Consider the following 26,751-nt stretch of genomic DNA (forward strand, 5'->3'; position numbering starts at 1 on the left):
TCACGGCTGAACCACTTTGGGCGTGGGCACGTACCTCCGGACATGGACGACGAGTCGGAGGTCGGTCCGCGTCCCGGACCGGACGCGCTGTACGGCGAGAACCCGACGCCACCCCCGTTGGAGAACGGCGAGGGGTGGGCCGCCGAGCCGTTGCTGGCGTCGGGCCACGACGCTTACGCCGACGGCGAGTACCTGTATCAGGACTTCGTCTACGACGACCACGGCGCCGACACCCGCTCGTTTCTCGCTGAGCCGCCGGCCGGCGCCGAGAGCGTCGGCGGCATCTACCAGGTGCCGACCGGCGACGTCTACTACCCGAACGACGCCGACCGCTACGGCTACAACGCGGCGGACCTCCTGGAGTTTCGGGCACGACCGACCGACGACGGAATCGCCTACCGCGTGACGCTGAACACGATGCTGGTGCCGGACGCCGCGGCCGTCGCCATCGGCATCGACACGTCGGGCACGGGCGACCCGGAGGGCGGTCGGACGGACTGGGGCTACGGGCTAGGCGACCTCGGTTCGCCCGCGGACCACGTGCTCGTGACGTGGGGGACGGGTGCGGAACTGGACGGCGAACCAGTCGACGACGACCGCGTCAGCGTCGACGTCGAGCGCAACCAGATAGAGGTGGAGGTGCCGCTTTCCCCGGGGGAGGAGACCTGGCGCCACTACTGTCTCACGGGGCTGTGGGACGACGACGCCGGCGGGTTCCGGCAGGTGGGGGTCGACGTGGGCCGGGAGACTCCCGGGGGCCGACGGGAGGGCGAGGACGTGCCGCCGGTGTTCAACGTCGGCTTCCGGTTCGACGAGCCCTGTGAGGCGAACGTCGACCGCCACAACCTCCACGAGGAACTGTTCGGCCTGCTGTTCGAGGCGCCGACGAACGTCCAGCAGTTCCTCGCTGACGTGCCCGGCCTCGTCTCGGACCTCGCGGACCCGCTCGGCCTGTTCGGCGGGTCGAACGACCTGGGCGACCTGCTGGACAGCGTCGACGACCCCTTCGCCCTGCTGTCGGCCATCGACGTGCCCGACGCACTCGACGACCAACTGTGGCGCGCGTTCGGCCACGGCGTCTGGCGCGACCACGCGCAGGCGCTCGCCCTGGCGGAGCGGGACGTCTCGCGGTTCCACGCCGACGTGGACTTCGGGAAACTGCGCGAGGGCGTCACCGAGTCGTCCGTCCCGGAGTCGGGCCACCTCGATTTGCTGTACCCCTCTCGCTACGAGTTCGGGCAGGGTATCGACCCCGCGCACAACACCTTCGAGGGGCGGGTCCAGCCGTACTCGGTGTACGTGCCGGAGAGCCTGGAGGAGCCCGCGCCGATGGTCGTGCTGTTGCACTCGCTGGGCTGTAACCACAACCAGTACGAACTGTTCATGCCGAAACTGGTCGAACAGCTCGCGGAGGCACAGGGGACCATCGTGTTCACGCCGCAGGCCCGCGGCACCGCGACGTGGTACCAGCGCGAGGGGGAACTCGACGTGTTCGAGGCGTGGCGCGACCTCGAGACCCGCTACGAGGTCGACCGCGACCGCGTCTCGCTTGCGGGCTACTCGATGGGCGGGTTCGGCACCCTCCTGCTCGCGGAGAAACACCCCGACCTGTTCGCCCGCGGCTTTTCGATGGTCGGCACGCCCTCCGAGGACCCGCTAGAGGGGCAGACCGACAACCTGTTCGGGTTGCCGCGGTCGCTCACGCAGGGACTGCTCGGCGGCCGCGGCGGCGGCGAGGTGTTGACCATCTTCACCGAGCGGCCGGAGAACGCGCTGATGATAACCGCGAACCTCCGGAACGTGCCGATGCTGATGTGGAACGGCGCGGGCGACGCCCTGGCGCCGCTTCTCGGCGTCGGCAACTACGCCCGCCGGCTCTCCGAACAGGGCTACCGCCACCAGCTCGACGTGTTCCCGACGACTCACATGTTGCCGGCGGTGTTCGACTCGTGGGACCGCGGCCCCGAGTATCTCGCCGCCGGCGAGGTGGACCACACGCCACAGCGGGTCACCTACCGGCGCGTCCCCCGCTTCGACTACGAGGACCTCGACCTCGTCCACGACGGCGCCTACTGGGTCGACGACATCGACCTCCGGATGGGGGACAACGCGTTCGTCGACGCCGTCTCGCTCGCGGAGGGGTACGCCGAACCCGACGCGGAGTCGTTCCAGAACGTCGGCGCGCGCCCCCAGCCGTACGTCAGCCGCGGCGTCGAGTGGAGCGACCCCGACCCCGAGGACGTGCGCGGCCCCGAGAACACGCTGGAGTTGAAGCTCCGGCGCGTCGACTCCGTGACCCTCTACGTCGAGGCGGCGGGGCTCGACCCCACAGCGCCGCTGACGCTCGACGTCGACAGCGACGGCCCGACGACGGTCCGGCTGGTCGCACCGGACGGCGAGCGGGAGGTGACCGTGACGCGCGGCGAGGAGACGTACACGGTGGACGGCGTCGTCGAGCGTAGCGAGACGACGGAGCCCAGCGAGCGGGGAGCGTAGCGACCCGTGAGCCGCGTGGCCGAGCGTAGTGAGGCCACGGACTGAACGAGCGGGGAGCGTAGCGACCCGTGAGCCGCGTGGCCGAGCGTAGTGAGGCCACGGACTGAACGAGCGGGGAGCGCGGGGCGCGCCGACCTACGACTTAAACGCCTCCCCGTTTCCCGCCTAAACTCATTTACCGTTTGGGCTCCTTCGTGTGCGGTATGTCAGCGGACGACGCCGGAGGCTCGACCGACGGTGACCGCGTCCCGTCCCGGGCGTCGCGCCCCGGGCCGGACGCGCTGTACGGCGAGACGCCGGTCCCGCCCCAACTGGAGAACGGCGAGGGGTGGGCCGCCGAGCCGATACTCGTCTCCGGCTGTGACGCCTACGTCGACGGTGAGTACCTGTATCAGGACTTCGTCTACGACGACCACGGTGCCGATTCGCGGTCCCTTGCGAGCCGTCGCCCCTCCGGCGGCGAGGGGATGTGGGGGCCGTTCGCCCAGCCGACGGGCGACTACCACTACCCGAACGACGCCGACCGGTACGCGTACAACGCGGCGGACCTCTTGGAGTTCCGCGCCCGGCCCACGGAGGCGGGCGTCGCCTACCGCGTGACGCTGAACACGATGCTCGACCCCGAGGCCGTCGGGGTCGCCATCGGCATCGACACGTCGGGCACGGGCGACCCGGAGGGCGGTCGGACGGATTGGGGCTACGGGCTGGGCGACCTCGGTTCGCCCGCGGACCACGTGCTCGTGACGTGGGGGACGGGTGCGGAACTGGACGGCGAACCAATCGACGACGGGAACGTGAGCGTCGACGTCGAGCGCAACCAGATAGAGGTGGAGGTGCCGCTTTCCCCGGGGGAGGAGACCTGGCGCCACTACTGTCTCACGGGGCTGTGGGACGCCGGACAGGGCACGTTCCGGCAGGTGGCCGTCTCGCCGACGGAGACGCGGCCCGGCGGTCGACGCTCCGGACAGGACCTGCCGCCGGTGTTCAACGTCGGCTTCCGGTTCGACGAGCCGGTGGCGCCGCCGGACCTCGACCCCGTCTCGCTCCCGCGGAAGCTGTTCGACGCCGTCGACGCGGGGCTCCCGAGCGTCCTCGGGACGGGCAACTGGCGTGAACACGACCAGGCTATCGCCCTGGCGGAGCGGGACGTCTCGGAGTTCCACGCCGACGTGGACTTCGGCAAACTGCGTGCGGGCGTCACCGAGCGGAACGTCCCGGAGACGGGCTACCTCTCGCTTCTGTACCCCTCGCGGTACGACTTCGGCGAGGGGGTCGACCCCTCGGAGGACCTGCTGGAGGGGCGCATCCAGCCGTACGGCGCGTACGTGCCGAGCGACTACGACGGCTCGGAGACGCCGCTGACGGTGCTTCTGCACTCGCTGGGCAACTGCTTCAGCCAGTACGCCGTCTACACGCCGAACCTCCTGCGCGAGGTTGGCGAGAAACAGGGGAGCATCGTGCTGATGCCGCAGGCGCGGGGTCCCGGCCTCTGGTACCGCCGGGAGGGAGAACTCGACGTGTTCGAGGCGTGGCGCGACCTCGAATCCCGGTTCGCGGTGGACCGCGACCGCGTCTCGCTTGCGGGCTACTCGATGGGCGGCTACGGGACGCTCATTCTCGCGGCACAGTACCCCGACCTGTTCTCGTCGGGGTTCTCGGTCGTCGGCCCACCCACCGAGGACCCCGTGGAGGGCGCGACCGGCGGCTGGCTCTCGCTCCCCTCGACGATAACCGGCGACCTGCTCGGCGGGCAGGGCGGCGGCCGCCTGCTGTCCATCTTCAGCGAGCGGCCGGACGACGCCCGCCACGTCACCGACAACCTCCGGCACGTCCCGATGCTCATCTGGAACGGGGGGTCGGACGTGCTCGTCCCCGTCCTCGGGCCGCTGAGCTACGCCCGCTCGCTCCGCGAGCACGGCTACCGGCACGAACTCGACGTGTTCCCGCTGGAGGGCCACCTGACGTTCGCGTTGCGCGACCGCTGGGACCGCGCCGGCCGGTTCCTCGATGCCGGCATCGTCACCCGGAACCCCGACCGCGTCACCTACCGCCACGTCCCCGAGTTCGACCACCCCGAAGTGGGGCTGGTCCACGACGGCGCCTACTGGGTCGACGACATCGATATCGCCGCCGACGCACACTCCGCGCTCGTCGACGCCGTCTCGCTCGCGGACGGCTACGGCGACCCCGCGACCGACGAGTTCAGCGGGTTCGGGAGCCGACCGAGCCCCTACAAGCGGAGCGGTCTCGTCTGGGAGTCGCCCGACGACATCCGACCGGCCGAGAACGCCCTCGACCTGCGGCTGGAGGGGGCGGCCGCGGCGACGCTGTGGGTCGAGGAGGCGGGCCTCGACCCGAACGAGCCGCTCACCCTGCGGGTCGACAGCGACACGCCGGCGACGCTGACGCTCGCGGGGTCGTTCGGCCGGCACGACGTCGAGGTATCCGCGGGCGAGTCGGAGCAGACGGTCCGGCTCGGGGTGTAGGCGGCCGCCCCCGCGGCGTCGCTTCAGCCGCTCACAGTAGGCTCCGGAGCCGCGAGAGCAGGCCCCCCTCGACGTTCTCGCCGGCGAGGTGGCGGAGTATCTTGTCCGTGTCGTTGGGCACCGGCTGGGGGTCGTTGCCGGCCGCGGCGGCGGCGTCGGGGTCCTTCAGCAGGTGGCCGGTCGTGAGACAGACGACGTCCTCGCCGGCGCCGACCTCTCCCTGCTCGCGGAGCTTTCGTAGTCCGGCGACCGAGGCGGCGGAGGCGGGTTCGACGCCGATGCCCTCGCCGGCGAGCGCGCGCTGTGCCGACGTTATCTCCTCGTCGCTGACGGCGACGGCGGTGCCGCCGGTCTCCCGGATGCCGGGCAGTGCCTTCGGCGCGTTGACGGGGTTGCCGATGCGGATGGCGGTGGCGACCGTCTCCACCTCCGGCCAGCGCCGCGTCTCGTCGTTGCCCTCCTCGATGGCCTCGACCATCGGTGCCGCGCCCTCGGCCTGGACGCCGGTGAGTTTCGGCACGTCGCCGGGCGCGAGGTCGCCGCCCGCGACGAGTTCGCGGAAGCACTTGTAGAGGGCGGCGGTGTTGCCGGCGTTGCCGACCGGGAGGACGATGCGGTCGGGGAAGCGGCCCTCGTCGTCGCGGAACTCCTCCAGTATCTCGAGGCCGATGGTCTTCTGGCCCTCCAGTCGGAACGGGTTCAGCGAGTTCAGCAGGTACGCCTCGCCGCGGTCCGCGAGGTCCTGCACCCGGTCGAGGCAGGCGTCGAAGTTGCCGTCGACTTCGAGGATGCGCGCGCCGTGGAGGCTGGCCTGCGCGACCTTGCCGGCGGCGACCTTCCCCTCGGGCAGGAGGACGAGCGTCTCGAGGCCGGCGCGGGCGCCGTACGCCGCGAGCGCCGCCGAGGTGTTCCCCGTCGAGGCGCACGCGAGGCGGTCGACGCCCAACTCCTCGGCGACCCGGACGCCGACGGTCATCCCGCGGTCCTTGAACGAGCCGGTGGGGTTCATCCCCTCGTGTTTGACACGGAGGTTCCGCAGGCCCAGTTCCTCCTCCAGTCCGGGGACGTAGTGGAGCGGCGTCGCCCCCTCGGGGAGCGTGACGCCCGTCTCGAACGGGAGGGCGGCGCTGTAGCGCCACACGCCCGACCCCTCGAACGCGTCGAACGTGGGGTGGCTGTCGTAGCGGGCCTCCAGCAGGGCGTCACACTCCGGGCAGGTGTAGACGATGTCGTCGAACGGCGCGACGTCGTGGCCGCAGTCGATGCAGGTGAGCCAGACCCCGTCGTCGGCGCAGTCCGGCGGGTCGGGGTCGTCGGGTAGCGTCAGGTCGGTCATTGCCGGACGTGACCGTTCCGCGAGCAAAAAGGGGCCGGTCCCGACCAACACTGCCGGGCGACCGCTACGCGTCGGCCGCGTACCCCTGGTTCTCGATGCAGGTGCGCATCTCGGCCTCGTCGTCGTGGCGGTGGAGTCGCGTCGGCGTGTCGCAGTAGAACGTCTCGCCGTCGAACCGGAGCGTCACCTCCCGCGTCTCGCCGACGAACTCCGTGCGTACGACCACGCGTTCCCCGTCCTTCAGTCGGGCCATCAGGTCGTCGGCCCCCAGTTCGCCCGCGTCGACGGTGATGGTCATGGCGGTCCAACGGCGGCCGCGGCCAAATAGCCGTCGTCGTCCGCCGCACGTCTGACACGTGATAACACTTAACACGATACGGCGCGAACTCCCGGACGTGACGCGGTCCCCCGCGTCGATACCCATGACCGCCACGCCAACCGACGACCGGCCGGAACTGCCCGCCGACCAGCGCGACGCGGCGATAGAACTCGCCGATGGCGGCCTCATCGTCTACGACGAACACAACCACAGCGCGTGGGTCCAGACCGACGCGCCGCTCGACGTCGCCAGCCACCGATAGAGCGCGCCCGCTCCCCACACCGACAGCCGCACGGCGATGACCGACAGCAAACCAGGGTTCCGGCATCGGCCTCGGAGGCGTCGTCGTCGCTCGCGCAGTCAGGGCGGTGCGGCGAGGTGGTCGCTCCCCCACGCCTGCATCTCCTCGATGACCGGCCGGAGCGACCGCCCCCGCTCAGTCAGCGCGTACTCGACGCGGAACGGCTTCTCCGAGACCACCGTCCGTTCGACGAGGCCGTGGTCCTCGAGGCTCTCAAGCGAGTCCGACAGCACCTTCGAGGAGATGCCGTCGACCGCGCGCTGGAGGTCGTTGAACCCCCGGGGCTCGTCGAGTAACCGATGGACGATGACCGGATGCCACTTCTTCCCGATGACCGTGGCCGTCGCGGTGATGGGACACCAGTCCTCGCCTGCACACCAGACGCCGAGCGCGTCGTCGGACATGCTCGGCCGTTCGCGGTCCCGAACATAAGCTTACCTGCGGTAATCCGGTTACCACACACGACCGCGTGGGTCCGCACGGCCCGGTCGCCACGCCGTGGTTTCAAGCCCTCGACGGGCGTACCGGCGGCTATGAGCGAGAGCCACGCCTCCGACGGGGACGAGGAGTACGTCTGTGACGCCTGCGACGAGGCGTTCGACAGCGAGGCCGAACTCGAGGAACACCTGCGCGAGCAGGGACTCGTCGATTAGTCCTCCGGGAACTCGTCGATGCGCTCGTGGACGTAGGCGGCCCACTCGTCGAGCGTCTCGTGCATCAACTCGCGGGCCTCGTCGGCGGGCGTCGCAGTGTACTGGTAGACGTGGCCCCCGGAGTCGAGCAGTCGCCGCTCGCGGCGCGCGAGCCCCTTCTCGCGAAGCGTCGACAGCGACCGGTTGACGTTCGAGCGGTCGCGGTCCAGCGCGTCGGCCAGTTCGGCGACGGTACTGCCCGGATGGTCGCGTAAGACGAGGTACGTCCGCACCTCGTGTTCCTGCACGCCGAACACGCACGCGAGGACCTCCTCGAACCCCGGTTCCTCATCGAGCATCAGCTCGCGGAACCGGCTCGGGTCGGGGTCGGTTCGCATGGGCGACCGTACGCCGGTGGCCGCCTTCAATCCCGGAGTTACCTGCGACTCACCGGGCGTGCGCCCCCGTCGTCGGACCGCCCACGCGGCCGCGCCGACGCCCCGGGATGCCCGGCCGCCCCCTTTTTGCTCCCCCGCGCGGAGCGTGGGGTATGTCGTCCGGCAGTCGACTCCTCCGTGCGTCGCTGTCCGTCGCCCTCCTGCTGTCGACGCTAACGTACGCCGTCACCCGCGTGTTCGTGCTGAACTTCTCGACGGCCGGCCCCACCCCCACCGCCCTGCTCGCCGTGGCGCTGGTCACCGGCTGGGCGGTCCCCGTCGCCGCGCGACTCCCGCCGGCCACGCGGCGCCGGGCCGCGCTCGTGCTCGCGGGCGGCGGCCTCGCCGTCTCGTTGGTCGGCCCGCCGGTCGTCGCGCTCGTCGGGGCGGCGGCCGTCGGCGTCGCACTCACGCCCCTGCTGGCGGCCGACGCGCGGGCGCTGGGCGACCGGGTCGGCGTCGCGGTCGCGGTCGGCCTGCTCGTGGTGCTGGCGCTCCGTGGCCTGCTCGGGGCCGTCTCGCCGTACGCGACGCCGGAGGGGTGGGTGGCGCTCGTCGCGCTGTTCGCCGCGCTCGTCGCGGCGAGCGGTCGCGGCGGCGAGTCCGGTCGCGACCTCGCCCCCGCTCCCCGTCTCGCCCCGCTGTTCGTCGCCGTCTTCCTCGCGGCGCTGTGGCTCGGCTACCCCACCGTCTCCGCGCGCTGGGTCGACGGCTCGTATCTCGCGGCCGTCGCGCTGTCGGCGGTCGGTCTGCTCGCGGGCGCCGGCTGGGTGGCCGACCGTGGCGCGCCGGACGCCCGCGAGACGGTCGGGTGGGGGCTCGGGCTCGTGGGGTCGCTCGCCGTCCTGCTCGCGGGCGTCACCGTCGCCGCCGTCGCCCCCGCGACGGCCGCGCTGGTCGTGCTGGCGGCGACGGCCGGCCGCGGCGAGCGGTCGCCCGGGCGGGCGGGTCTCGCGGTCTGTGTCGCTCAACTCGCCGGCCTGCTGTGTGTCGCCGGGTTCGCCCTCGCGGTCAACTGGGCGTTCGTCCCCGGCGTCGGCACCCTGCTCCGAGGGCTGGAACCGGCGTTCGTCCTCGCGCTCGGGGCGCTTCTCGCGGGGACGGCGGCGCTCGCGGCCCGGACGGAGACGCCGGCGGCCCCGCGCGACGAGCCACCGGACGGCCAGCGGCGAGCGCTCGCGGCCGGGGTCGGTGCCGGCCTGCTCGGCGTCGTCGGCGCGCTGTTCCGGACGCCCCGACCGGCCGACGACGGCCCCGAGCGGCTCCGGGTCGCGACGTACAACGTCCACCAGTTCGTGGACGCGAGCGGGGCGTACAATCTCCGGGCGGTCGCCGACCTGCTCCGGCGGCAGGACGCCGGCGTCGTCGGTCTCCAGGAGACGGCGGGTGCCCGCGTCACCGCCGGCAACGTCCACGGGGTGCGGTGGCTGGCCGCGGCGCTCGGCTACCACTACCACCTCGGACCGGCCACCCGGAGCGGGGGCTACGGCGTCGCCCTGCTCTCGAAGTGGCCGCTCCGCGACGCCGCGGTCGTCGACCTCCCGACGGCCGACACCGTCCCCCGGCCGGCCCTGCGCGCGACGGTCGAGCACCCCGACGGCGCGTTCCCCGCCGTCGTCGCCCATCTGGAGGTCGAGGGAACGGTCTGCGAACGGCAGGCCCGGCGCGTGGTCGAGATGGTCGTGGGGGACGAGCGGGCGGTCGTGCTCGGGGACTTCAACGCGACGCCGGACGAACGGGTGTACGACGTGCTCGCCGACTCGCTGACGGACGCGTGGGCCGCCGCCGGCGACGGCGACGGGCACACCTACAGCGCCGCTCGCCCCCGGCGGCGCATCGACTACGCATTCGTCCGGGGGTTCGACACGACCGACGTGGCGGTGTTCGGGGGACCGGACGCCTCCGACCATCGGGGCGTCACCGCAACGCTCGACCGCGGGTGACGGTCGTGCGCCCGTGCGTCCGGGTCGCATCGTCGCCCGCACCCGCCGCCGCTTTTCACCTCCTCGTCGACCACCCGCCCGTCATGTCGACAGAGACACGACGCGAAACCGGTATCGAGACGGGCGAGGACGCGTGGCGCGGCGGCGTCGTCGCCGGCATCGCCGGCGCGGTGGTCATGTCGGTACTGATGCTGGCGATGGGCGCGACGAACATCATCGCGGGCGCGATACCCGGCCTCTACACGCTCGCGCCGCCGCCGACCCCGGCTGTCGGCCTGTTCGTCCACATCTCCCACGGCGCCGTGCTGGGCGTGGTATTCGCCGGCATCGTGGAGGCGGCTGACCTGCAGGAACCGCGGACCGTCGTCGCGGCGGGCGTCGGCTACGGCGCCGTGACGTGGCTCCTGCTCGCGGCGCTGGTGATGCCGCTGTGGCTGTCCGCGGTCGGCTTCCCCGCGGCGCCGCCGTTCCCGAACTTCGCGGTGCCGAGCCTCCTGTGGCACGTCGTCTACGGCGTCGTCACGGGCGCGGTGTTCGTCGCCGCTCGGGACCTGTAATCAGCCGACGGCGTCGCGGGCGTACCGCTCGTGGTCCGCGAACCACTCCTCGACGTCCGTCGGGGACTGCCACCGCAGGTCGGTCCCCTCGTGGGAGAGCGTCAACTCCCCACCGACCCGCTCACAGCGGTACAGGAGCGTGACGGCACCGTGGGGGTCGTACTCCGTCCCCGCGGGCAGGAGGTAGGCGTCGACGAGGTCGACCGGGTCGACCCGGAGGCCGGTCTCCTCGCGGACCTCCCGGCGGACCGTCTCCTCGGGCTCTTCGCCGGGGTCTGCGTTGCCGCCCGGCAGACACCACGCGCCGCCGGGGCGCCGCATCGTCAACACCTCGTCGTCGCGGACGACGGCGCCCGTCGCGCCCACCTTCGGCGTGACGGGACCGAACTCGTCGGCCAGTCGCTCCCGGACCTCCTCCGGGGGGAGCGCGAGCGTGCGGCCGTAGTACCCGTCGACCAGTTCCTGCAGGCGCTCGTACCGCTGTTCGTCGTAGGGGTCGTCGGCGTACGCCAGCCCGTTGGCGGCGATGACACGGAGGTCGTCCAACAGCGCCAGCAGGTCGAGGGTGTCGTCGGAGGGCATACGCCCGGGACGCCTCCCGGCGGGCAAAAACCTACCCCAGGAACGTCAACAGCCCCTTCTGGGCGTGGAGGCGGTTCTCCGCCTGGTCCCAGACGAGCGCGTCGTCGCTCTCCAGTACGGCGTCGGTTATCTCCTCGCCGCGGTGGGCGGGCAGACAGTGCATCACCTTCTGGCCGTCGAGCAGGTCCGCGTTCACCTGGAACCCGTTGAACGCCTGCAGTTTCTGCTCGCGTTCGTCCTCCTGGCCCATCGACACCCAGACGTCGGTGTAGACGACGTCCGCGCCCTCGACCGCGTCCTCGGGGTCGTTCGTCACTTCGGGGGCGGCGCCGAGTTCCGCGGCCCGGTCGACGGTCCCGTCGTCGGGTTCGTAGCCGGCGGGCGTCGCCACCGTCAGGTCGATGCCGGTCATGGCGGCGCCGCGGACGAACGACTGACAGACGTTGTTGCCGTCGCCGACCCACGCGACCGACACGTCGAAGTCGCCGAACGTCTCCTGGATGGTCAGCAGGTCCGCGAGCGTCTGACAGGGGTGGGCGTCGTCCGTGAGGCCGTTGACCACCGGGACGGTGGCGTACTCCGCGAGCGCGGTCACGTCGCTGTGGTCGAACATCCGGGCCATCACGCAGTCGACGTACCGCGAGAGGACGCGGGCGGTGTCGCGGATTGGCTCGCCGTGCCCGAGTTGGATGTCGTCGGGGCCGAGGAACAGCGCGTGGCCGCCCAGCTGGGTCATCCCCGTCTCGAAGGAGATGCGGGTCCGCGTCGACGGCTTTTCGAATATCATCGCCAGCGACTGCCCTGCGAGTTCGGGGTGGGGTTTGCCGCGGGTCGTCCGTTCCTTCAGGTCCGTCGCCCGGGTCAACACGTCCGCGAGTTCGTCGCGCGTCAGGTCGTCGACGTCGATGAAGTGGCGGGTCATAGGCGGTCGGCCACCTCCTCTAGCACGGCCACCGCGCGGTCTAACTCGGCGAGCGGCAGGTGTTCGTTCGGCGCGTGGTCGAGGTCCGAATCGCCGGGGCCGTACGTCGCCATCGGGCAGTCCCACGCGCCCGCGTAGAGGTTCATGTCGCTGGTCCCCGTCTTCCGGAGCAGGCGGGGGTCGCCGCCCGTCTCGCGGATGGCGACGCGGAACGCCCGCGCGACCGGGTTCCGGGGCGGTTGCATCGTCGGCTGGACCGCGTCCTTCCAGTTGACGTGGCCCGCCTCCAGGTGGCCGTCGGCGATTTCGCGCACCTCGTCGCAGGTGAGTTCGGGCGGGACGCGCAGTTGCGCCTCCATCGTCGCCTCCACCGAGAGGCCGTCGTCGCTGGTGCCGCCTTCGACGGACACCGGCTTCGCGGTCACCTGCTCGAACACCGGCTCGTAGGGGTCGTTCTCGAACTCCTCTTCGACGCGGGACCACCACGCGATGGCGTCCTGGATGGCGTTGTTTTCCGGCCGTGAGGTGTGGCCCGACTCGCTGGTGGCGACGTACGTCCCCTGCAGGATGCCCCGGTAGCCGAGCGTGACGCCGTCCCAGCCCGAGGGCTCGCCGTTGACGACTGCATCGGGCGCGTCGCGCTCGGCGACGAGGTGGCGCGCCCCGCGGGATTCGACCTCCTCGCCGACGACGCCGGCGAAGGAGACGCCCGTGCGGACCGCGGCGACGGCCAGCGCCGCGAGCGGCCCCTTCGCGTCGACGGAGCCGCGACCCCACAGCTGTTCGCCCCCTTCGGCGGCGTCGCCGCCTCCGTTCGAGCCGCTCTGCGGCTCGCCGTCCTCTACGCGCACCGGGATGTCGCCCGGCACGGTGTCGACGTGCGAGGTGAACAGGGCGCGGTCGTCGGCCGGCGCGCGGACGTTGCCCACATCGTCTATCCACACCTCGCGGTCGTGGCTCTCGAAGAACGCCGCGAGCCGTTCGGCACACTCCTGTTCCTCGCCGGAGGGCGACGGTATCTCCACCAGATCGCGGAGCAGGTCGCGCGCCTCGACGTCGACGGCGACGCTCTCGGCCGCGCCGTCGGCGCTCATCCGGTCACCACCTCGGTCACGGCGTCGACCACCCGGTCGACGTGGGACTCATCGACGACCAGCGGCGGCAACAGCCGGAGGACGGTCCGACCCGCCGGGAGCGCGAGCACCTGGTGGTTCAACGCGAGGCGCTTCAGGTGGCGGTTCGCCCCCCGTTTCACCTCGACGCCGACCAGTAGCCCCTGGCCGCGCACGTCGCGCACCTCGTCGCCCAGCGCGGCGTCGAGTTCCGCACGCAGGTAGTCGCCCCGTTCGCTGGCGCGGGCGGGCAGGTCCTCGCTCTCGATGACGTCGAGCGTCGCGCCCGCCGCGGCGCAGGTGACGGGGTTGCCCGAGAACGTCGAGCCGTGGTCGCCGTGGCTCTCGGCTATCCAGTCGCGCACGAGCGTCGCGCCGATGGGGAGCCCGGAGCCGAGCCCCTTCGCCGTCGTGAGGATATCGGGCACCACGTCGTGGTGCTGGCAGGCCCACATCGACCCAGTGCGGCCGAGCCCGGTCTGTATCTCGTCCATCACGAGCGCCGCGCCCGCTTCGTCGGTCGCCTCGCGGGCGACCTGGAGGTACTCGGTCGGCGCGGGGTTGATGCCGCCCTCGCCCTGCACGGGTTCGAGGATGACCGCCGCCGTCTGCTCGTCGACCGCCTCGCGCAGTTGCTCGCCGTCGCCGTACGGGACGAACTCGACGCCGCCGGCCAGGGGTTCGTACGGCTCCTTGTACTTGTTCTTCCACGTCGCCGCGAGCGCGCCCATCGTCCGCCCGTGGAACCCCTGGGTGGTGGCGACGATCTTCTCACGGCCGGTCGCCGCACGCGCGAACTTCAGCGCCGCCTCGTTCGCCTCCGTGCCGGAGTTGCAGAGCCACACGTTGTCGACGTCGCCGGGCGCGACGTCCGCCAGTTGCTCGTAGAGGGCGGTGCGGGCTGCGTTCGGGTAGGAGGCCTGCACGTACATGAGCTCCTGCACCTGCTGGGTGGTGGCCTCGACCACGTCGGGGTGACAGTGGCCCACCGGCGTACAGGCGTAGGAGGCGCCGAAATCGAGGTACTCGGTGCCGTCCGTCGCGGTGAGCGTGACGCCCTCGCCCGATTCGATGGCGATGGGCTTCTCGGAGAACACGAACCCGCTCATGCGTCGCTCCCCTCCTCGGCGAGCGCGCTCGGGTAGACGTGCGTGCCGCCGCCGTCCACGGCGCCCGTGATGGGGGCGTCGGCGTTGGCGCTGGCGACGACCACCTCGGTCGCACCCTGTTCGAGGGCCTCGGTCGCGGCCATCACCTTCCGGGTCATGAATCCCTCCGCGGCCTCGGTGAGTTCCTCGTACTCGGCGGGGGTCTCCACCGACTCGATGCGCGTCTCCGGGTCGTCGGGGTCGCGGTAGACGCCCTCCACGTCCGTGAGAATCACGAGCGTCGCGTCGAGCGCGCCCGCCACCGCGGCGGCGGCCCGGTCGGCGTCGGTGTTGACCGGAACGCCGTCGTCCGCGAGCATCGGCGGCGAGGCGACGGGCGTGTACCCCCCGTCGAGCAACCGCTCCAGCAGGTCGGCGTTCACCGACTCGATGGTGCCCGAGTGGTCGCCCCGCCGTATCTTCTTCTTGCCGTCCTCGACGACGCGGACCGCGGACTTCCGTTTCCCCGACAGGAGGCCGCCGTCGACCCCCGAGAGGCCGACGGCGTCGACGCCCGCCTCCCGCAGGCCGGCGACGAGGTCGGTGTTCACCTGCCCGGCCATCGCCATCTTGAACACGTCCATCGTCTCCGCGTCGGTGAATCGGCCGACGACTCCGGAGGGGGTCTCGACGTACTCCGGTTCGATGCCCATGCGTTCGAGGGCGTCGTCGACCGCGGTGGACCCGCCGTGGACGACTGCGAGGTCGGTCTCCAGCTGTGCCGCGTCGCTCAGGGCGCCCGACGGGTCGACCGCGCGGGCGCCGCCGATCTTGACTACTACCGTCATGTATGGAAAAACCGCTGTCAGGGTGCGCCCACGGGGTGAAAGCCCGTGTGCTCGAGTCCGGCCGTCTCCTCGAGGCCGAGCGCGACGTTGGCGGCGTGAACCGCCTGCCCCGCCGAGCCCTTCATCATGTTGTCGATGGCCGAGAAGACGACCAGCCGCTTGTTCGTGGGGTCGAGTTCGAACCCGACCTCCGCGTAGTTCGAGCCCGCGACGGCCTTCGGTTCGGGGTAGCGGTAGACGCCGCCACCGCCGGAGGCCATGCGGACGAACGGTTCGTCCTCGTAACTGCCGCGGTACGCGCCCCAGAGGTCGCCCTTCGAGACGGGGCCGTTCGGGAACACGTGACACGTCGCGGACGCACCGCGGACCATGTCCACCGCGTGGACCGTGAACGACACGTCCAGCCCGAGATACTCCTGTATCTCGGCCTCGTGGCGGTGGCCCGTCGGCGCGTACGGCCGCACCACCCCGGAGCGCTCGGCGTGCGAGGAGGCGTCGCCGCCGCCGGCACCCCCCTCCGAGGAGCCGACCTTCACGTCGACGACGACCTGTTCGTCGCCCTCCAGGATGTCGTTCTCGAACAGCGGCAGGAGGCCGACGATGGTCGCGGTGGCGTTACAGCCCCCGGCGGCGATGAGGTCCGCCCCGGGGAGGTTCTCCCGATTTAGCTCGGGCAGGGCGTACTCCGCCTCGTCGAGCAGGTCGGGCCGCTCGTGGCCGTCGTACCACTCGTCGTACTGCTCCTCGCGCGGCAGGCGGAAGTCCGCCGAGAGGTCGACGACGGTGTCGGCGGCGTCGCGGAACGCGTCTATCTGCTCCATCGAGACTCCGTGAGGGGTGGCCGCGAACAGCACGTCGACCGATTCCAGGTCCGTCGGCTCGGTGAACCGCAGGTCGAGATGCCGCAGGTTCGGGTGGACCGAGCCGACGGTCTTGTTGGCGTAACTGCGGGAGGTGGCCTGTGCCACCTCGAACTCGGGGTGGCCGTCGAGAAGCCGGAGGAGTTCGCCGCCGGTGAACCCGCTCCCGCCGACGACGGCCGCTTTCATGCGGGCACCTCCCCTTCGAGCCCGCGCTCCGCGCGGGCCTCCAGCCAGTCGACGACGCGGCCGGGCACGTCCACCTCGGCCACCTCGTCGAGCGCCTTGAACTCGACGGTGTGGTTCACCTCGTGAACCGTGTACGAGTCGCCCGTCTCCATCAGGTCGACGCCGAGCAGGCCGCCGCCGACGGCGTCGGAGGCGCGCTCGACGAGGTCGTGCATCTCGTCGTCCACCTCGATGCGCTCGGTCTCGGCACCTTTCGCGGCGTTCGTGAGCCAGTGGTCCGACGAGCGGGCCATCGCCGCGACCGGCTCGCCGTCGGTGGCGAGCACGCGGATGTCCCGTCCCGGCTTCTCGACGAACTCCTGGATGTAGAACACCTTGTGCTCGTAGTGGCCGAGCGTCTCCTTGTGTTCGAGGACGGCCTCGGCCGCCGACCGCGAATCTATCTTCGCCATCAGCCGGCCCCACGAGCCGACGACCGGCTTGAGCACGCAGGGGTAGCCGAACCGCTCGATGGCCTCCATCGCGGACTCCTTGGTGAACGCGACATCCGTGTCGGGCGTGGGGACGCCCGCCTCCTCGAGGACGAGGCTGTTGCGTGCCTTGTCGGCGCAGATGGCGGCCGTCTCCGGGTGGTTGACGACCGGCACGTCGTAGTGGTCGGTGAAGCGGGTGACGTACCGTGACCGCGACGTCGCCAGACAGCGGTCGACGACGAGGTCGAGGTCCGCGAAGGCGGCCGGTGGCTCCGCCACGTTGAACCGCTCCTTTCGGACGTCTATCTTCTCCACCTCGTGGCCGCGCTCGCGCAGTTCCGACAGCAGGAGCTTCTCGTCCCGCCGGATGCGCGAGTATAGCATTCCTATCTGCATGATGTCACCTGCGCCGGACGGGGCTTACTCGCCCCAGTCCTCTTCGAGTTCGGGCGCCGTGTCGAGTTCGAGGGGGTCGGTCGAGATGACCTCGAGTTCGGCACCGCACGTCGAGCAGTCGACTATCTCTCCGGCTTCCAGATCGTCGTGGAGGCTCAGGTCGGCCCCGCACTCGATGCATTCTGCCATCGTACACCGTACTCGCGTCCTCATGGACTTAAACCCATCGAACTTATCAGAACACAAACATAGTGCGAGGCGGCCGCTATTCGTATAGAACGGGCGAACAGGGCGTCGCAAGTGTTTCCTGTATCAGGAGTGTGTCATTCGTCCCCGGCCGGGGACGGCGGCGGCGACCGCGGCGGTCGCCGGTCGACGCGTCGCGGCTCAGACATGCGTCGACACCTCCGCTGCGAGGCGGTCTTCGGCGTTCGCGAGTGCCTCGCGGCGACGCTCGACGGCCGCCTCGGCGTCCGCGACGGCCGCCGCCACGTCGTCGAGCGCCGCGGCGACGGCGTCGGGCGCGGGTCCACCCTGCGAGTCGCGCGACGCGACCGAGCGTGCGGGGTCGAGCGCCGCGGCGACGGCGTCGGGGTCGACGTGTTCGGAGAGGTCGCCACCGAGCACGTCCGCGACGGCGGCCTCGATGGCCGCGAGGTCGCCGCCCGACTCACCCGCTTCGGCGACGATTTCGTGTGCGGTGCGGAACGGGATGCCCTGCATCGCCAGCAGGTCCGCGACGCCCGTGGCCGTCGAGAACCCCTCGCCCGCGGCCGCTTCGAGCGCGTCGGCGTTCCAGTCGGCCGTGGCGACGGCGCCCGCGGCCACCTCGGTCGCCTCTCGGACGGCGTCGACCGCGTCGAACGCGTGGTCGTGGGCGCGCTGGAGGTCGCGGTTGTAGGCGCGGGGCAGGCCCTTCAGCGTCGTCAACAGACCGTTCATCCCGGCCGAGGCGTCGCCCGCGCTCGCGCGGACGAGTTCCAGCGTATCGGGGTTCTTCTTCTGGGGCATGATTGAGGAGGTCGACGCGTAGTCGTCCGAGAGGTCGACGTACCCCTTGTTGGCGAACAGTATCAGGTCCTCGGCGACGCCCGACAGGTGGGTGGCGAGCGTCGCCGCCGCGGCGGTCGTCTCCGTCAGGAAGTCGCGGGCCGAGACGGCGTCGGTGCTGTTCTCGACGACGCCGTCGAAGCCGAGCAGGGCCGCGACGCGCTCGCGGTCCACGTCGAACGGGGTGCCCGCGAACGCCGCCGCGCCAAGCGGCGAGCGGTTCGTGCGGTCGAACGCGTCCAGCAGGCGCTCGGTGTCGCGGGCGAGCGCCGACTCGTAGGACAGCAGGTAGTGGCCGACGGTCGTCGGCTGGGCCGGTTGGAGGTGGGTGTAGCCGGGCATCACCGTCTCGGCGTGGCTCTCGGCCGCCTCCGCGAGCACCTCGCGGAACGCGACGACGCTCTCGGCGAGGGCGAGGAGGTCCGCGCGCAGGCGGTAGCGGAGACAGGTCGCCACCTCGTCGTTCCGGGAGCGGGCGGTGTGCATCTTCCCGCCGACGGGGCCGACGCGGTCGATGACGGCCGTCTCGATGGCCGCGTGGACGTCCTCGCCGTCCGGGAGGTCGGCGTGGCCCGCCTGCTCAACGTCGTCGAGCGCGGCGAGTATCTCGGCGGCCTCGCTCTCCTCGACGATGCCCTGCTCGGCGAGCATCACGACGTGGGCGCGGTCCACCTGCAGGTCAGCGCGGAAGATGCGCGCGTCGCTGTCGAGCGAGGAGAGGAACCCGCGGGCGGGGCCGCCGCTGAACCGCTCGCGGCGGACCACGTCGCTGGACTCCTCGTCGCTCATCCGTTCACTCCTCGTTCGCTCCCGTGTCACTATCCCCGCCGTCCGTCACGGCCTCGGCTTTCGCACGCTCCATCGCGCGGTTGGCGAGACGTTCCTGGAACCCGTGGTACTTGGCGACGCCCGTGGCGTCGGCCTGCTCGATGTCGCCGGTGACGTCCTCGGTGTTGAACGAGGCGGCCTCCGCCGAGTAGACGGCGTACGGCGACTCGCGGCCGACGACGCGGGCCTGACCGCCCTCGAAGCGGACCGTCACGGTGCCGGTGACGCGCTCGTTCGTCTCCGCGACGAACGCTTCGAGCGCCTGCACGAGCGGGCCGTTGACGAGCCCCTGGTACCCCTTCTCGGCCCACTCCTGGTCGACGTAGTTCTTGAACGAGCGCTCGTCCTTCGTCAGGACGAGCGCCTCCAGCCCCTCGTGGGCGTTCAGCAGGGTGGTCGCCGCGGGGTGTTCGTAGTTCTCGCGGACCTTCAGGCCGAGCATCCGGTCTTCCATCACGTCGGTGCGGCCGACGCCGTACGCGCCGGCTTTCTCGTTCAGCGTCTCGATGAGTTCGACCGGGTCCATCGCCTCCCCGTTCAGCGCCGTGGGATACCCCTCCTCGAAGGTGATTTCGACCTCCTCGGTGTCGCCGGAGGGTGCGGTGGTCCACTCGTATATCTCCTCGCCGGGAACGTAGCCCGGCTCCTCCAGTTCCTTCCCCTCGACGGAGCGGGACCAGAGGTTCGTGTCGATGGACCAGTCGCCCTCGTTGCCGGCCTCGACGGGCAGGTCCTTCTCGGCGGCGTACTCCTTCTCCCACTCGCGGGTGAGCCCGAGTTCGCGGACGGGCGCGATGACCTCCATGTCGGAGTCGCGCCAGACGGCCTCGAACCGCAGTTGGTCGTTGCCCTTGCCGGTACAGCCGTGTGCGAGGCCGGTACAGCCCTCCTCGATTGCGACGTCGAGGATGGCCTGCGCGATGACCGGGCGGGCGAGTGCGGTGCCGAGCGGATAGCCCTGATACGTGGCGTTCGCGCGGACCGCGTCGAGACACAGGTCGGCGAACTCGTCTTTCGCGTCGACGACGTGGACCTCGAGGCCGAGCGCCTCGGCCGTCTCCTCGGCCTCGGCGAACTCGCCTTCGGGCTGGCCGACGTCGACGGTGACGCCGATAACTTCGTCGTAGCCGTACTCCTCTTCGAGCAGTGGTACACAGACCGTGGTGTCGAGCCCGCCGGAGAAGGCGAGGGCGACTTTCTCTGTCATTGTTGTGGTGATTGGGGGTGTCGGATGGACCGCCTACCGGGCGGTTGTCGGCGAAAGCGAGGCGACCGTCGGGGTGGAACTGTGGTTATCGGGCCGGGAGGCCCGGTCGCGGCGGTCGCGGGGAGGAAGTGGAGACGCCGCTGGACGGGCGAGCGAGCGCGCCGTCGCAGCGAGCCGTCGTCATGTACCTCACCGTATCCCGAGAGTGCTATTAAAGGCTTGCGACACTGCAACCCTTTCCGACCCTGCTAGCGCGACCCACGCGTCCCGAGGACGAACAGCAGGGCCGGAACCAGCGCCACGGCCGCCGCAGTCGAGAACGCCGACAGCCCCGCGCCGGTAATCGGGGCGACGGTCGCCGTCGGCGTCCCCTCGTCGCCGTCCTCTGGCGCGACCGTCGCGGTGGTCGGCCCCTCGAACCGGACGAAGAAGTTCGAGAGGTCGGCGTCGTCCGCCCAGTAGGCGCTCGATTTCAGCGCCCGCGCGGGTCCGGGGCGGGCCGCCGCACGGACGTAGTCGCTCGGCGCGGCGACCACCAGCGTCCGGTTCACCTCGAAGCCGGCGGCGAACGGCTGGCGGAGTTCGAGGATGTTGAACTTCGCGTTCACGGCCGCGAGATTCGACCACGACCCCCGGGCGCGGACCACGCCCGTCCCGTTGGTCTCGGTGGCGTTCAGCGTCACCTCGCCGGCCTGCACCTCGCGGCCGGTCGCCTCCGCGGCGAGACTCGCCCCGCGGTCGAGACGCGTCGCCACCCGTTCACGGTGGGCCTGCCGGCGGCTCTCGTTGCCCACGAGCGCCTCGTACTGGCGGCGCTCGGTGTCGTTCGAGAGGTCGTAGCGGTCCTCGACGACGACCGTCGCGTCGCCGTCTTCGGCGAGCCGAACGGTAAACGAGTGGCCGGTGTCGTGGATGGCGGCGACCGGGGCGACAGTCGTGGCGAGCGCGAGCGCGACCAGCGACAGCACGACGAGACGGCGCATTCGTCGGGTTCGAGGCCCGAGACCGACATAAAGCCGTTGCCGGGTCGGCCCAATCGTTTATCCGTGAGCCGTGAGCACCGCCGGCCATGGTCGACGCAGAGGACCTGCTGAAGGTAATACTCGTACTGGTACTCATCTGGATAGCTCTGGAGATAATCGGGGAGATACTCGGGGCGCTGTTCGGCCCGTTCAACTCCATCCTCGGCCTGCTCATCGCGGTGCTGATAATCCTGTTCCTACTCGACAGGATTTAGCGTCCGCGCCGCGTCGATTCGGCCGTGTACAGCGTCAACGTCCCCGTCCCCCGCGAGGTGACGCGGCTCGCCGTGGGGCTCGCCTCCACCTGCATCACCGCCGACCAGCGGCGGGGCCACACGCTCGTCGCCAAACGGCTCCCCGACGACCGGTTCGAGGCGATGACGCGCCGCGCCCGGGAGGCGCTCGAGGGGACGCCGCCCTTCGCCGCCCGCGTCACCGGGGTCGACCTGTTCCGCGACCCGCCCTCGGGGAAGGCACCGGTCGCGTACCTCGAAGTCGAATCCCCCGAACTGTACCGGGTCCACCGCGACCTCTGTGAGGTGTTCGACCCCGTCGAGGGGTTCGAGGGCGACGAGTACGACCCGCACGTCACCATCGCCCGTGGCGGCGACGCCGCCGACCTCCTGCACGAGGAGGTCGACCCCGTCGAGTGGACGGTCGAGCGCCTCGCGTTCTGGCATCCCGGCCGGGAACTCGAAGTCGAGACGGTGGCGCTTCCCGCTTAAGGCGTCGGCGGCCCCTCCGGCCACGCGTCCATGTCGGCGTAGAAGTTCAGCATCGCGTACTTCAGTTTCCCCGGGTTCACGTCGATGTGTTCGGTCCGCTCTTCCTCGGGGAACGTCGGATACACGGAGTAGTCGCCGAGTTCGCGGGCCTGCGACTGGGTGTATCGCTCGTCGACCAGCACCCGCGCGCCGAAGTCCTCCGGCGACCGCACCACCCGGCCGAGCGCCTGCCGCGTCTTGCGGACCGTCGGCACCTCTACTGCGTACTCCCAGCCCTTCTCCCCGTCGTCGTCGCCGAAGGCGGTGGCGTACGCGCCCTGCACGGCCTCCATTCGGTCGTCGAGATGCGGGTACGGGACGCCGACCACGACCACCGTGCGGGCGTCGTCGTCGTCGTAGCTCACCCCCTCGGTGAGGGTGCCCCACAGCGAGGTGAAAAGCACCGCGTCGTCGTCGTCGACGAACTCCTCTTTCAACTCCTGGGCGCGCACGCCCGGACGGTCGAGATACGGCGTCGCCTCCGTCTCGAGGCGGTGGTAGTAGCGTTCGGCCTCGCTGTACGACGGGAAGAACGCGAGCGTGTTGCCGGGCGTCATCCGCACCGCGTCGGACAGCACCTCCGTCACCGTCTCCTGGACGCCGGGGTCGTCCCGCTGGCTGGCGAACAGCGCGGGCGCGTCGACGGCGTAGGTGCGGCGGCGCTCCGGCGGGAACTGCTCGCCGAAGGCCATCGTGACGGGGCCGTCCTCGCGGTCTGCGCCCACCCCGAGGACGTCCTCGGTCACGTCGAACGGCCGGAGCGTCGCGCTCATCAGCACCGACGCGTACAGTTCCTCGAACAGCGGCTCCGTCACCTGCCGCGGGATGCAGGTGTACAGCTCCGCGCGGCCGTACACGCCCGTCTCGTCCCGGCGAACGGAGACGACGGGGTAGGTGCCCGCCGCCTTCGACTCGTCCATCCACTCCTCGACGAAGCCGGCCGCCTGCAGGACGCGACACTCCTTCCGGGACGTGGTCTCGCCCTCCTTGTACTGCTCCTGGTACTTGCGGTCGAGCGTCGACCCGAGGTTGAGTGCGGCTTCGAGGTCCTGCTTGTAGCCCGGCCCCTCGTAGGCGTCGAGGAAGGCGAGCGTCAGGTCGTCGCGCCCCTCGTCGTTGTCGACGGTGACGTCCGCCCAGTCGTCGCCCAGCGTCTCGCGCTCGCCGAACCCGAGCGCCTCGTCGTACACCTCGCCGAGTGCTTCACGGAACGCCGAGACCACCCGTTCGGCGGCCTCGACGCGGTAGTCCTCCACCTCGTCGAGTTCCTCCAGGGCGCTGTCGAGCGTCGTCTCGGTCAGCGTCCGTGTGGCGTGGTCGCGGGCGGCGTCCTCGACGTTGTGCGCCTCGTCGAACACCGCCACCACGTCCTCCGGGTCGCGACCCAGCCACCGGAAGAACTGCTCGCGGATGGTGGGGTCGAGCAGGTGATGGTAGTTACAGACCACGAGGTCGACGCCCTCCATCCCCTCCTTCAGCAGTTCGTAGCCGCAGAAGCCGGCCCGCTCGGCGTACTCGTACACGTCGTCGGGCGTACGCACGTCCTCGTACAGCCACGCGTAGAACTCGTCGGTGTCCTCGGTGAGGTTCGCGTAGTAGCGGTCACATATCGTCGCCTCCTCGCGGAGCGCCTCGACGCCCTCCTCGACGGTCTCGAGTTCGTCCATCACCGACGAGCGGGCCTCGGCGGCCTGCTCGTTGCCGTCCTGTGCGGCGTCGAGTAGCTCCTCCTGCCGGCGTTCGAGGTCCGCGAGTTCCGCCTCCTGGTCGACCAACTCGCGGGTCGTGTCCCGGAGCGCCTGACACTCCTCGTACCCCACGTCGATGTGACACATCGACCCCTTGCCGCGGAACACGACCGTCCGAATCGGCTCCTGTCGCGTGATGGCGCGCGCCTCCTCGATGAACTGCCGGGTCTGCTGGTGGACGTTGGTGGTGATGACGACCGTCTTGTCTTCGCGGTCGGCGTACTCCAGTGCGGGCACGAGCGAGGCGAGCGTCTTGCCGGTCCCGCAGGCTCCCTCGAACAGCACGTCACGCCCTTCCCCCAGCGCGTCGTGGATGCGGTCCATCGCCTCGTGCTGGTGGTCGTACGGAGCCTCGTACGGGAAGTAGCGGAGGAACGACGCCGTCTCTGACACGCACGAGGGTTGGCCGCTCTCACTGAAAAGGGTTCGCGGACCGGAGCGGAACTGGTGGGCGAAGGTTCAAGTGAGGAACCGCGGCCATCGGCCCCATGCGATAGCCAGTCGCCCCGGTCGGTCAGGGCGGGAGCGTGGCACGATGCCCTGCGACGCGCCGGCCGGGTCGTCCCCACGCGTCGCCTGTCAGCCCTGCGTCTCGGGTTCGACGTACACCCTCGAGATGTCCTCCTCGGCGTCCATCAACCGCGCCTCGAGGTCGGTGATGCGGTCGTCTATCTCCCCGGCCTCGAGGCCGGGGTCGAACGCGACGTCGGCGGTGACGAGTATCTGGCTCGGCCCGAAGTAGACTGTCCGGAAGTCGACGATATCGGTGACGCCCGGCGTCTCCGCGACGAGTTGCCTGAGCCGCTTCTCCTGTCTGTCGGGCAGCGACTCGCCGAGCAGGAGGCGCTTGTTCTCCCACGCGAGCGCCAGCGCGAACCCCATCAGCATCACGCCGATGAGGAACGCCGCGACGGCGTCGTACAGCGGATTCCCGGTCACCCGCGAGAGGTAGACCCCAACCAGCGCCAGTCCCGCGCCGGCCATGGCGATGGTGTCCTCGGTGAACGCCGTCAGCACGGTCACGTCCGACGTCTTCCTGAACGCCTCGCGGTAGCCCGACCAGCCGTGGCTCCGAATCTGCTTGCGCATCGCGTCGTTCGCCTTCTTGAGCGCGTACGCCTCGAACACGATGGCCCCGAGGAGGACCACGTAGTTGACGTACACGTTCGGTACCGACACGCCGACGACGGGCAGGGTCACCGTCCCGGGCGTCACCGGATGTGGATTGACGATGGCGTCGTAGCCGTGCTTCAGCGACTCCCAGCCGGCGATGCCGAAGAGGAGGACCGAGACGAGAAACGAGTAGAAGAACTGCGCCTTCCCGTAGCCGAACGGATGCTCGCGCGAGGCCTCCTTCCGGCCGTAGAAGATTCCGACGAGGAGGAACACCTGGTTGCCGGTGTCGGAGATGGAGTGGTACGTCTCGGAGAGCATCGCCGGCGACCCCGTGAGGAGGTAGCCGGCGAACTTCAGCACCGCGATGGCGCCGTTCGCAAAGAGCGCCGCGAGGACGACGGAGACGCTACTTGCCATACTCCGCGTGCACGCCCCGCCGGCAAAGGCGTTGCCGTCCCGTCCGCGACGGGAAGGCCCTTACCGGCCCCCGGCGTACCGCGTCCATGCTCGTCGTCGTCGCCGACACCCACGGCAGGGACGGCCCCCGCCTCGACGGCCGCACCCGCGAGGCCGTCCGCGAGGCGGAACTGGTCTGTCACTGCGGGGATTTCATGACCGAGTCGGTGCTGGACGCCTTCCAGGACGCCGCCGGCGAGTTCGTCGGCGTCTACGGCAACAACGACCCGCCTGCGGTCCGCGAGCGCCTCTCGGACACCGCCGTCGTCGACCACGAGGGGGTTCGTCTCGCGCTCGCGCACGGCCACGACCACACCGAGACGGCGCTGTCGATGTTCGGCCGGCAGTCGAACGCGGACCTCGTCTGCGTCGGCCACTCTCACGACCCCGGCTTCCGGATGGCCGGGGTCGTCCCTGTGCTCAATCCGGGAAGCCACGCCGACCCGCGGTGGTATCGACCGGCCCACGCCGAACTGGAGGTGGACTCGGACGTCGTCGCCGGTCGACTGGTCGACCCGGACGGCACCGTGTTCGACCGGTTCGAAGTAGAACGATGATGGAGGGCCGAAGCTTCGGCGGGGGGAGGGCCGAAGTCATCAGCACCTGAGCGTTTAGGGGGGAATAAAAAGTAGACTCCGTAAGCTCAAAGGGCCGTTTTACTCACGGTACGCGACCGCAACGACCACCAGAAGCACCGTGAGGCCGCCGAGGAAAAAGAGGAGTCCCGGCGGGAGACCGGCCACGACGTCGAGGCCGCCGTCGGCGGCGACGGGCGTCGGCGAAGGCGTCCCCGTCGCCGCGGGCGTCGCCTGCGCGGTCGGCGTCGGCGTCGACGCCTCCGGCACCGGCGTCTCCGTCACCGTACTTGTCGCGTCGCCGCTGGTGAAGACGCCCGGTCCGTCGCTGGCGTTCGTCGCCGACGGTTCGGCGGTGGTGGGCGTGCCGGTCGCGCCGCCGTCGCCGCCTCCGGCGCCCCCGATGGCGTCGCCCGCATCGGTCGTGGTGTCCGCCTCGGTCGTGGTGTCGGTGGTCGGTCCGCCGGCCGACCGGGGCTCCTGTGCGCCGCCGCCCGCGTTCGACCCGAACCCGACGAGCCGGCCGACGCCGTCGCCGAACACCTCCTGGACGGCGACGCTCCCCACCAGAAGCGCACCGACGCCGCCCAGCAGTCGGGACAGCGCCGCCCGGAGCCCCGACGCCTGCTCGTCCTGGCCGGCGAAGATGACGAGCGGCTCGTCCGCGGGCGCGTACACGTCCATCTCACGACCTTTCGAGGAGTAGGCGGTGCCGACCACCTCGACAGCGCCGGCGTCCTCGAGGTTCGAGAGGTGGTACTGGGTGTTCTGGAGCGTCGTGTCGGCCCGGTCCGCGAGTTCGCTGGGCGGGGCGGGCTCGTCGTGGAGTTCCGAGAGGAGCCGCCGGGCCGTCTCGGAGGAGAGCGCCGACATCAGCGCGTCGGCGTCCTCGCTGTCGACGCCGACGACGCGGGGTTCGCCGTCGGAGACGACGTCCGGCTTGGAGGGCAGGAGGCTCATTCGTGGGGGTCTTTCGTGTAATGGGCCAAGAGTTTTGTGAGTACAACA

26 protein-coding genes are annotated in these 26,751 nt (G+C 70.8%); 8 read left to right on the top strand and 18 right to left on the bottom strand.

The features are described 5' to 3' along the window. The first annotated feature begins 42 nt into the window (after window positions 1-42). Complete coding sequence (locus tag NL112_RS06055; protein WP_255151728.1) at window positions 43-2,496, top strand: prolyl oligopeptidase family serine peptidase; 2,454 nt, start codon at window positions 43-45, stop codon at window positions 2,494-2,496. Window positions 2,497-2,699: 203 nt separating this feature from the next. Further along, a complete protein-coding gene (locus tag NL112_RS06060; protein WP_255151729.1) occupies window positions 2,700-4,982 on the top strand; it encodes a prolyl oligopeptidase family serine peptidase in 2,283 nt (760 codons plus the stop codon). Window positions 4,983-5,013: 31 nt separating this feature from the next. Here the strand turns inward: NL112_RS06060 and thrC are convergent, their stop codons facing one another. Both thrC and NL112_RS06070 read right to left on the bottom strand, forming a co-directional pair. Continuing rightward, window positions 5,014-6,318 carry a threonine synthase gene (gene thrC, locus NL112_RS06065; protein ID WP_255151730.1) on the bottom strand — a complete coding sequence of 435 codons (1,305 nt, stop codon included), beginning with the start codon at window positions 6,316-6,318 and terminating at the stop codon, window positions 5,014-5,016. Window positions 6,319-6,382: 64 nt separating this feature from the next. Next, window positions 6,383-6,616: a DUF8001 family protein gene (locus NL112_RS06070; protein WP_255151731.1), complete on the bottom strand. Its 234-nt coding sequence runs from the start codon at window positions 6,614-6,616 to the stop codon at window positions 6,383-6,385. 124 nt (window positions 6,617-6,740) lie between these two features. Between NL112_RS06070 and NL112_RS06075 the strand changes: the two genes are divergently transcribed. Next, window positions 6,741-6,899 (top strand): DUF7331 family protein, encoded by a 159-nt coding sequence (locus tag NL112_RS06075; protein ID WP_255151732.1) that lies wholly within the window; start codon window positions 6,741-6,743, stop codon window positions 6,897-6,899. A gap of 98 nt (window positions 6,900-6,997) precedes the next feature. On the opposite strand, the gene NL112_RS06080 is transcribed toward NL112_RS06075, so the two are convergent. Together NL112_RS06080 and NL112_RS06085 are read right to left on the bottom strand one after the other, a co-directional pair. Beyond that, entirely contained in the window at window positions 6,998-7,342 is a 345-nt protein-coding gene (locus NL112_RS06080; protein ID WP_255151733.1) for a winged helix-turn-helix transcriptional regulator, read from the bottom strand. A gap of 245 nt (window positions 7,343-7,587) precedes the next feature. Next, a complete protein-coding gene (locus tag NL112_RS06085) occupies window positions 7,588-7,968 on the bottom strand; it encodes a helix-turn-helix domain-containing protein (protein ID WP_255151734.1) in 381 nt (126 codons plus the stop codon). 152 nt (window positions 7,969-8,120) lie between these two features. On the opposite strand from NL112_RS06085, the gene NL112_RS06090 reads away from it, so the two are divergent. Together NL112_RS06090 and NL112_RS06095 are read left to right on the top strand one after the other, a co-directional pair. After that, on the top strand, window positions 8,121-9,950 hold the full coding sequence (locus tag NL112_RS06090) for an endonuclease/exonuclease/phosphatase family protein (protein ID WP_255151735.1): 1,830 nt from the start codon (window positions 8,121-8,123) through the stop codon (window positions 9,948-9,950). Between the two features lie 83 nt (window positions 9,951-10,033). Next, the gene (locus NL112_RS06095) at window positions 10,034-10,507 is read left to right on the top strand and encodes a DUF6789 family protein (protein ID WP_255151736.1); all 474 of its coding nucleotides are present in this window, start codon (window positions 10,034-10,036) and stop codon (window positions 10,505-10,507) included. Here the strand turns inward: NL112_RS06095 and NL112_RS06100 are convergent, their stop codons facing one another. From NL112_RS06100 to NL112_RS06150, 11 genes are all read right to left on the bottom strand, one after another. Next, a complete protein-coding gene (locus NL112_RS06100; protein WP_255151737.1) occupies window positions 10,508-11,089 on the bottom strand; it encodes an NUDIX hydrolase N-terminal domain-containing protein in 582 nt (193 codons plus the stop codon). Between the two features lie 31 nt (window positions 11,090-11,120). Further along, window positions 11,121-12,011 carry an ornithine carbamoyltransferase gene (gene argF / locus NL112_RS06105; RefSeq protein ID WP_255151738.1) on the bottom strand — a complete coding sequence of 297 codons (891 nt, stop codon included), beginning with the start codon at window positions 12,009-12,011 and terminating at the stop codon, window positions 11,121-11,123. After that, the gene (locus tag NL112_RS06110; RefSeq protein WP_255151739.1) at window positions 12,008-13,105 is read right to left on the bottom strand and encodes a [LysW]-lysine hydrolase; all 1,098 of its coding nucleotides are present in this window, start codon (window positions 13,103-13,105) and stop codon (window positions 12,008-12,010) included. The genes argF and NL112_RS06110 overlap by 4 nt, the downstream gene beginning before the upstream one ends. After that, window positions 13,102-14,232 (bottom strand): aspartate aminotransferase family protein, encoded by a 1,131-nt coding sequence (locus NL112_RS06115; protein ID WP_255151740.1) that lies wholly within the window; start codon window positions 14,230-14,232, stop codon window positions 13,102-13,104. The genes NL112_RS06110 and NL112_RS06115 overlap by 4 nt, the downstream gene beginning before the upstream one ends. After that, complete coding sequence (locus tag NL112_RS06120) at window positions 14,229-15,059, bottom strand: acetylglutamate/acetylaminoadipate kinase (RefSeq protein WP_255151741.1); 831 nt, start codon at window positions 15,057-15,059, stop codon at window positions 14,229-14,231. The genes NL112_RS06115 and NL112_RS06120 overlap by 4 nt, the downstream gene beginning before the upstream one ends. Window positions 15,060-15,076: 17 nt before the next feature. Next, window positions 15,077-16,108, bottom strand: coding sequence for an N-acetyl-gamma-glutamyl-phosphate reductase (argC, locus tag NL112_RS06125; protein ID WP_255151742.1), 1,032 nt, complete (start codon window positions 16,106-16,108; stop codon window positions 15,077-15,079). Further along, on the bottom strand, window positions 16,105-16,977 hold the full coding sequence (lysX, locus tag NL112_RS06130) for a lysine biosynthesis protein LysX (protein WP_255151743.1): 873 nt from the start codon (window positions 16,975-16,977) through the stop codon (window positions 16,105-16,107). The genes argC and lysX overlap by 4 nt, the downstream gene beginning before the upstream one ends. Before the next feature lie 24 nt (window positions 16,978-17,001). After that, window positions 17,002-17,166, bottom strand: a complete 165-nt coding sequence (gene lysW, locus NL112_RS06135) for a lysine biosynthesis protein LysW (protein WP_255151744.1) — start codon at window positions 17,164-17,166, stop codon at window positions 17,002-17,004. A 198-nt stretch (window positions 17,167-17,364) separates the two neighbouring features. Further along, complete coding sequence (gene argH, locus NL112_RS06140; protein WP_255151745.1) at window positions 17,365-18,816, bottom strand: argininosuccinate lyase; 1,452 nt, start codon at window positions 18,814-18,816, stop codon at window positions 17,365-17,367. Between the two features lie 4 nt (window positions 18,817-18,820). Continuing rightward, the gene (locus NL112_RS06145) at window positions 18,821-20,062 is read right to left on the bottom strand and encodes an argininosuccinate synthase (RefSeq protein ID WP_255151746.1); all 1,242 of its coding nucleotides are present in this window, start codon (window positions 20,060-20,062) and stop codon (window positions 18,821-18,823) included. 248 nt (window positions 20,063-20,310) lie between these two features. Further along, window positions 20,311-21,045, bottom strand: a complete 735-nt coding sequence (locus NL112_RS06150) for a DUF7345 domain-containing protein (RefSeq protein WP_255151747.1) — start codon at window positions 21,043-21,045, stop codon at window positions 20,311-20,313. 86 nt (window positions 21,046-21,131) lie between these two features. Between NL112_RS06150 and NL112_RS06155 the strand changes: the two genes are divergently transcribed. Continuing rightward, complete coding sequence (locus NL112_RS06155) at window positions 21,132-21,299, top strand: DUF7554 family protein (RefSeq protein ID WP_255151748.1); 168 nt, start codon at window positions 21,132-21,134, stop codon at window positions 21,297-21,299. A gap of 24 nt (window positions 21,300-21,323) precedes the next feature. Continuing rightward, window positions 21,324-21,809, top strand: a complete 486-nt coding sequence (locus tag NL112_RS06160) for a 2'-5' RNA ligase family protein (RefSeq protein WP_255151749.1) — start codon at window positions 21,324-21,326, stop codon at window positions 21,807-21,809. On the opposite strand, the gene NL112_RS06165 is transcribed toward NL112_RS06160, so the two are convergent. Next, window positions 21,806-23,989, bottom strand: coding sequence for an ATP-dependent DNA helicase (locus NL112_RS06165; protein WP_350356155.1), 2,184 nt, complete (start codon window positions 23,987-23,989; stop codon window positions 21,806-21,808). The genes NL112_RS06160 and NL112_RS06165 overlap by 4 nt on opposite strands. Before the next feature lie 186 nt (window positions 23,990-24,175). Next, the gene (locus tag NL112_RS06170) at window positions 24,176-25,129 is read right to left on the bottom strand and encodes a cation diffusion facilitator family transporter (RefSeq protein WP_255151750.1); all 954 of its coding nucleotides are present in this window, start codon (window positions 25,127-25,129) and stop codon (window positions 24,176-24,178) included. Window positions 25,130-25,215: 86 nt separating this feature from the next. On the opposite strand from NL112_RS06170, the gene NL112_RS06175 reads away from it, so the two are divergent. After that, the gene (locus NL112_RS06175) at window positions 25,216-25,725 is read left to right on the top strand and encodes a metallophosphoesterase (RefSeq protein WP_255151751.1); all 510 of its coding nucleotides are present in this window, start codon (window positions 25,216-25,218) and stop codon (window positions 25,723-25,725) included. 99 nt (window positions 25,726-25,824) lie between these two features. Here the strand turns inward: NL112_RS06175 and NL112_RS06180 are convergent, their stop codons facing one another. Next, the gene (locus NL112_RS06180; protein ID WP_255151752.1) at window positions 25,825-26,703 is read right to left on the bottom strand and encodes an ArsR/SmtB family transcription factor; all 879 of its coding nucleotides are present in this window, start codon (window positions 26,701-26,703) and stop codon (window positions 25,825-25,827) included. Window positions 26,704-26,751: the final 48 nt, after the last annotated feature.

This window comes from Halorarius halobius, from assembly GCF_024298865.1.
In the GTDB taxonomy this organism is placed as follows: Archaea; Halobacteriota; Halobacteria; order Halobacteriales; family Haloarculaceae; genus Halorarius; species Halorarius halobius.

What these genes read in the sequence shown, in the direction of transcription:
- thrC (WP_255151730.1), bottom strand. Translation starts at nt 6,318, where the DNA reads ATGACCGACCTGACGCTACCCGACGACCCCGACCCGCCGGACTGCGCC.
- NL112_RS06115 (WP_255151740.1), bottom strand. Translation starts at nt 14,232, where the DNA reads ATGAGCGGGTTCGTGTTCTCCGAGAAGCCCATCGCCATCGAATCGGGC.
- NL112_RS06120 (WP_255151741.1), bottom strand. Translation starts at nt 15,059, where the DNA reads ATGACGGTAGTAGTCAAGATCGGCGGCGCCCGCGCGGTCGACCCGTCG.
- NL112_RS06085 (WP_255151734.1), bottom strand. Translation starts at nt 7,968, where the DNA reads ATGCGAACCGACCCCGACCCGAGCCGGTTCCGCGAGCTGATGCTCGAT.
- argF (WP_255151738.1), bottom strand. Translation starts at nt 12,011, where the DNA reads ATGACCCGCCACTTCATCGACGTCGACGACCTGACGCGCGACGAACTC.
- NL112_RS06055 (WP_255151728.1), top strand. Translation starts at nt 43, where the DNA reads ATGGACGACGAGTCGGAGGTCGGTCCGCGTCCCGGACCGGACGCGCTG.
- NL112_RS06110 (WP_255151739.1), bottom strand. Translation starts at nt 13,105, where the DNA reads ATGAGCGCCGACGGCGCGGCCGAGAGCGTCGCCGTCGACGTCGAGGCG.
- NL112_RS06170 (WP_255151750.1), bottom strand. Translation starts at nt 25,129, where the DNA reads ATGGCAAGTAGCGTCTCCGTCGTCCTCGCGGCGCTCTTTGCGAACGGC.
- NL112_RS06090 (WP_255151735.1), top strand. Translation starts at nt 8,121, where the DNA reads ATGTCGTCCGGCAGTCGACTCCTCCGTGCGTCGCTGTCCGTCGCCCTC.
- NL112_RS06095 (WP_255151736.1), top strand. Translation starts at nt 10,034, where the DNA reads ATGTCGACAGAGACACGACGCGAAACCGGTATCGAGACGGGCGAGGAC.
- NL112_RS06060 (WP_255151729.1), top strand. Translation starts at nt 2,700, where the DNA reads ATGTCAGCGGACGACGCCGGAGGCTCGACCGACGGTGACCGCGTCCCG.
- NL112_RS06075 (WP_255151732.1), top strand. Translation starts at nt 6,741, where the DNA reads ATGACCGCCACGCCAACCGACGACCGGCCGGAACTGCCCGCCGACCAG.
- NL112_RS06100 (WP_255151737.1), bottom strand. Translation starts at nt 11,089, where the DNA reads ATGCCCTCCGACGACACCCTCGACCTGCTGGCGCTGTTGGACGACCTC.
- NL112_RS06180 (WP_255151752.1), bottom strand. Translation starts at nt 26,703, where the DNA reads ATGAGCCTCCTGCCCTCCAAGCCGGACGTCGTCTCCGACGGCGAACCC.
- argH (WP_255151745.1), bottom strand. Translation starts at nt 18,816, where the DNA reads ATGAGCGACGAGGAGTCCAGCGACGTGGTCCGCCGCGAGCGGTTCAGC.
- NL112_RS06155 (WP_255151748.1), top strand. Translation starts at nt 21,132, where the DNA reads ATGGTCGACGCAGAGGACCTGCTGAAGGTAATACTCGTACTGGTACTC.
- argC (WP_255151742.1), bottom strand. Translation starts at nt 16,108, where the DNA reads ATGAAAGCGGCCGTCGTCGGCGGGAGCGGGTTCACCGGCGGCGAACTC.
- NL112_RS06145 (WP_255151746.1), bottom strand. Translation starts at nt 20,062, where the DNA reads ATGACAGAGAAAGTCGCCCTCGCCTTCTCCGGCGGGCTCGACACCACG.
- NL112_RS06080 (WP_255151733.1), bottom strand. Translation starts at nt 7,342, where the DNA reads ATGTCCGACGACGCGCTCGGCGTCTGGTGTGCAGGCGAGGACTGGTGT.
- lysW (WP_255151744.1), bottom strand. Translation starts at nt 17,166, where the DNA reads ATGGCAGAATGCATCGAGTGCGGGGCCGACCTGAGCCTCCACGACGAT.
- lysX (WP_255151743.1), bottom strand. Translation starts at nt 16,977, where the DNA reads ATGCAGATAGGAATGCTATACTCGCGCATCCGGCGGGACGAGAAGCTC.
- NL112_RS06175 (WP_255151751.1), top strand. Translation starts at nt 25,216, where the DNA reads ATGCTCGTCGTCGTCGCCGACACCCACGGCAGGGACGGCCCCCGCCTC.
- NL112_RS06150 (WP_255151747.1), bottom strand. Translation starts at nt 21,045, where the DNA reads ATGCGCCGTCTCGTCGTGCTGTCGCTGGTCGCGCTCGCGCTCGCCACG.
- NL112_RS06070 (WP_255151731.1), bottom strand. Translation starts at nt 6,616, where the DNA reads ATGACCATCACCGTCGACGCGGGCGAACTGGGGGCCGACGACCTGATG.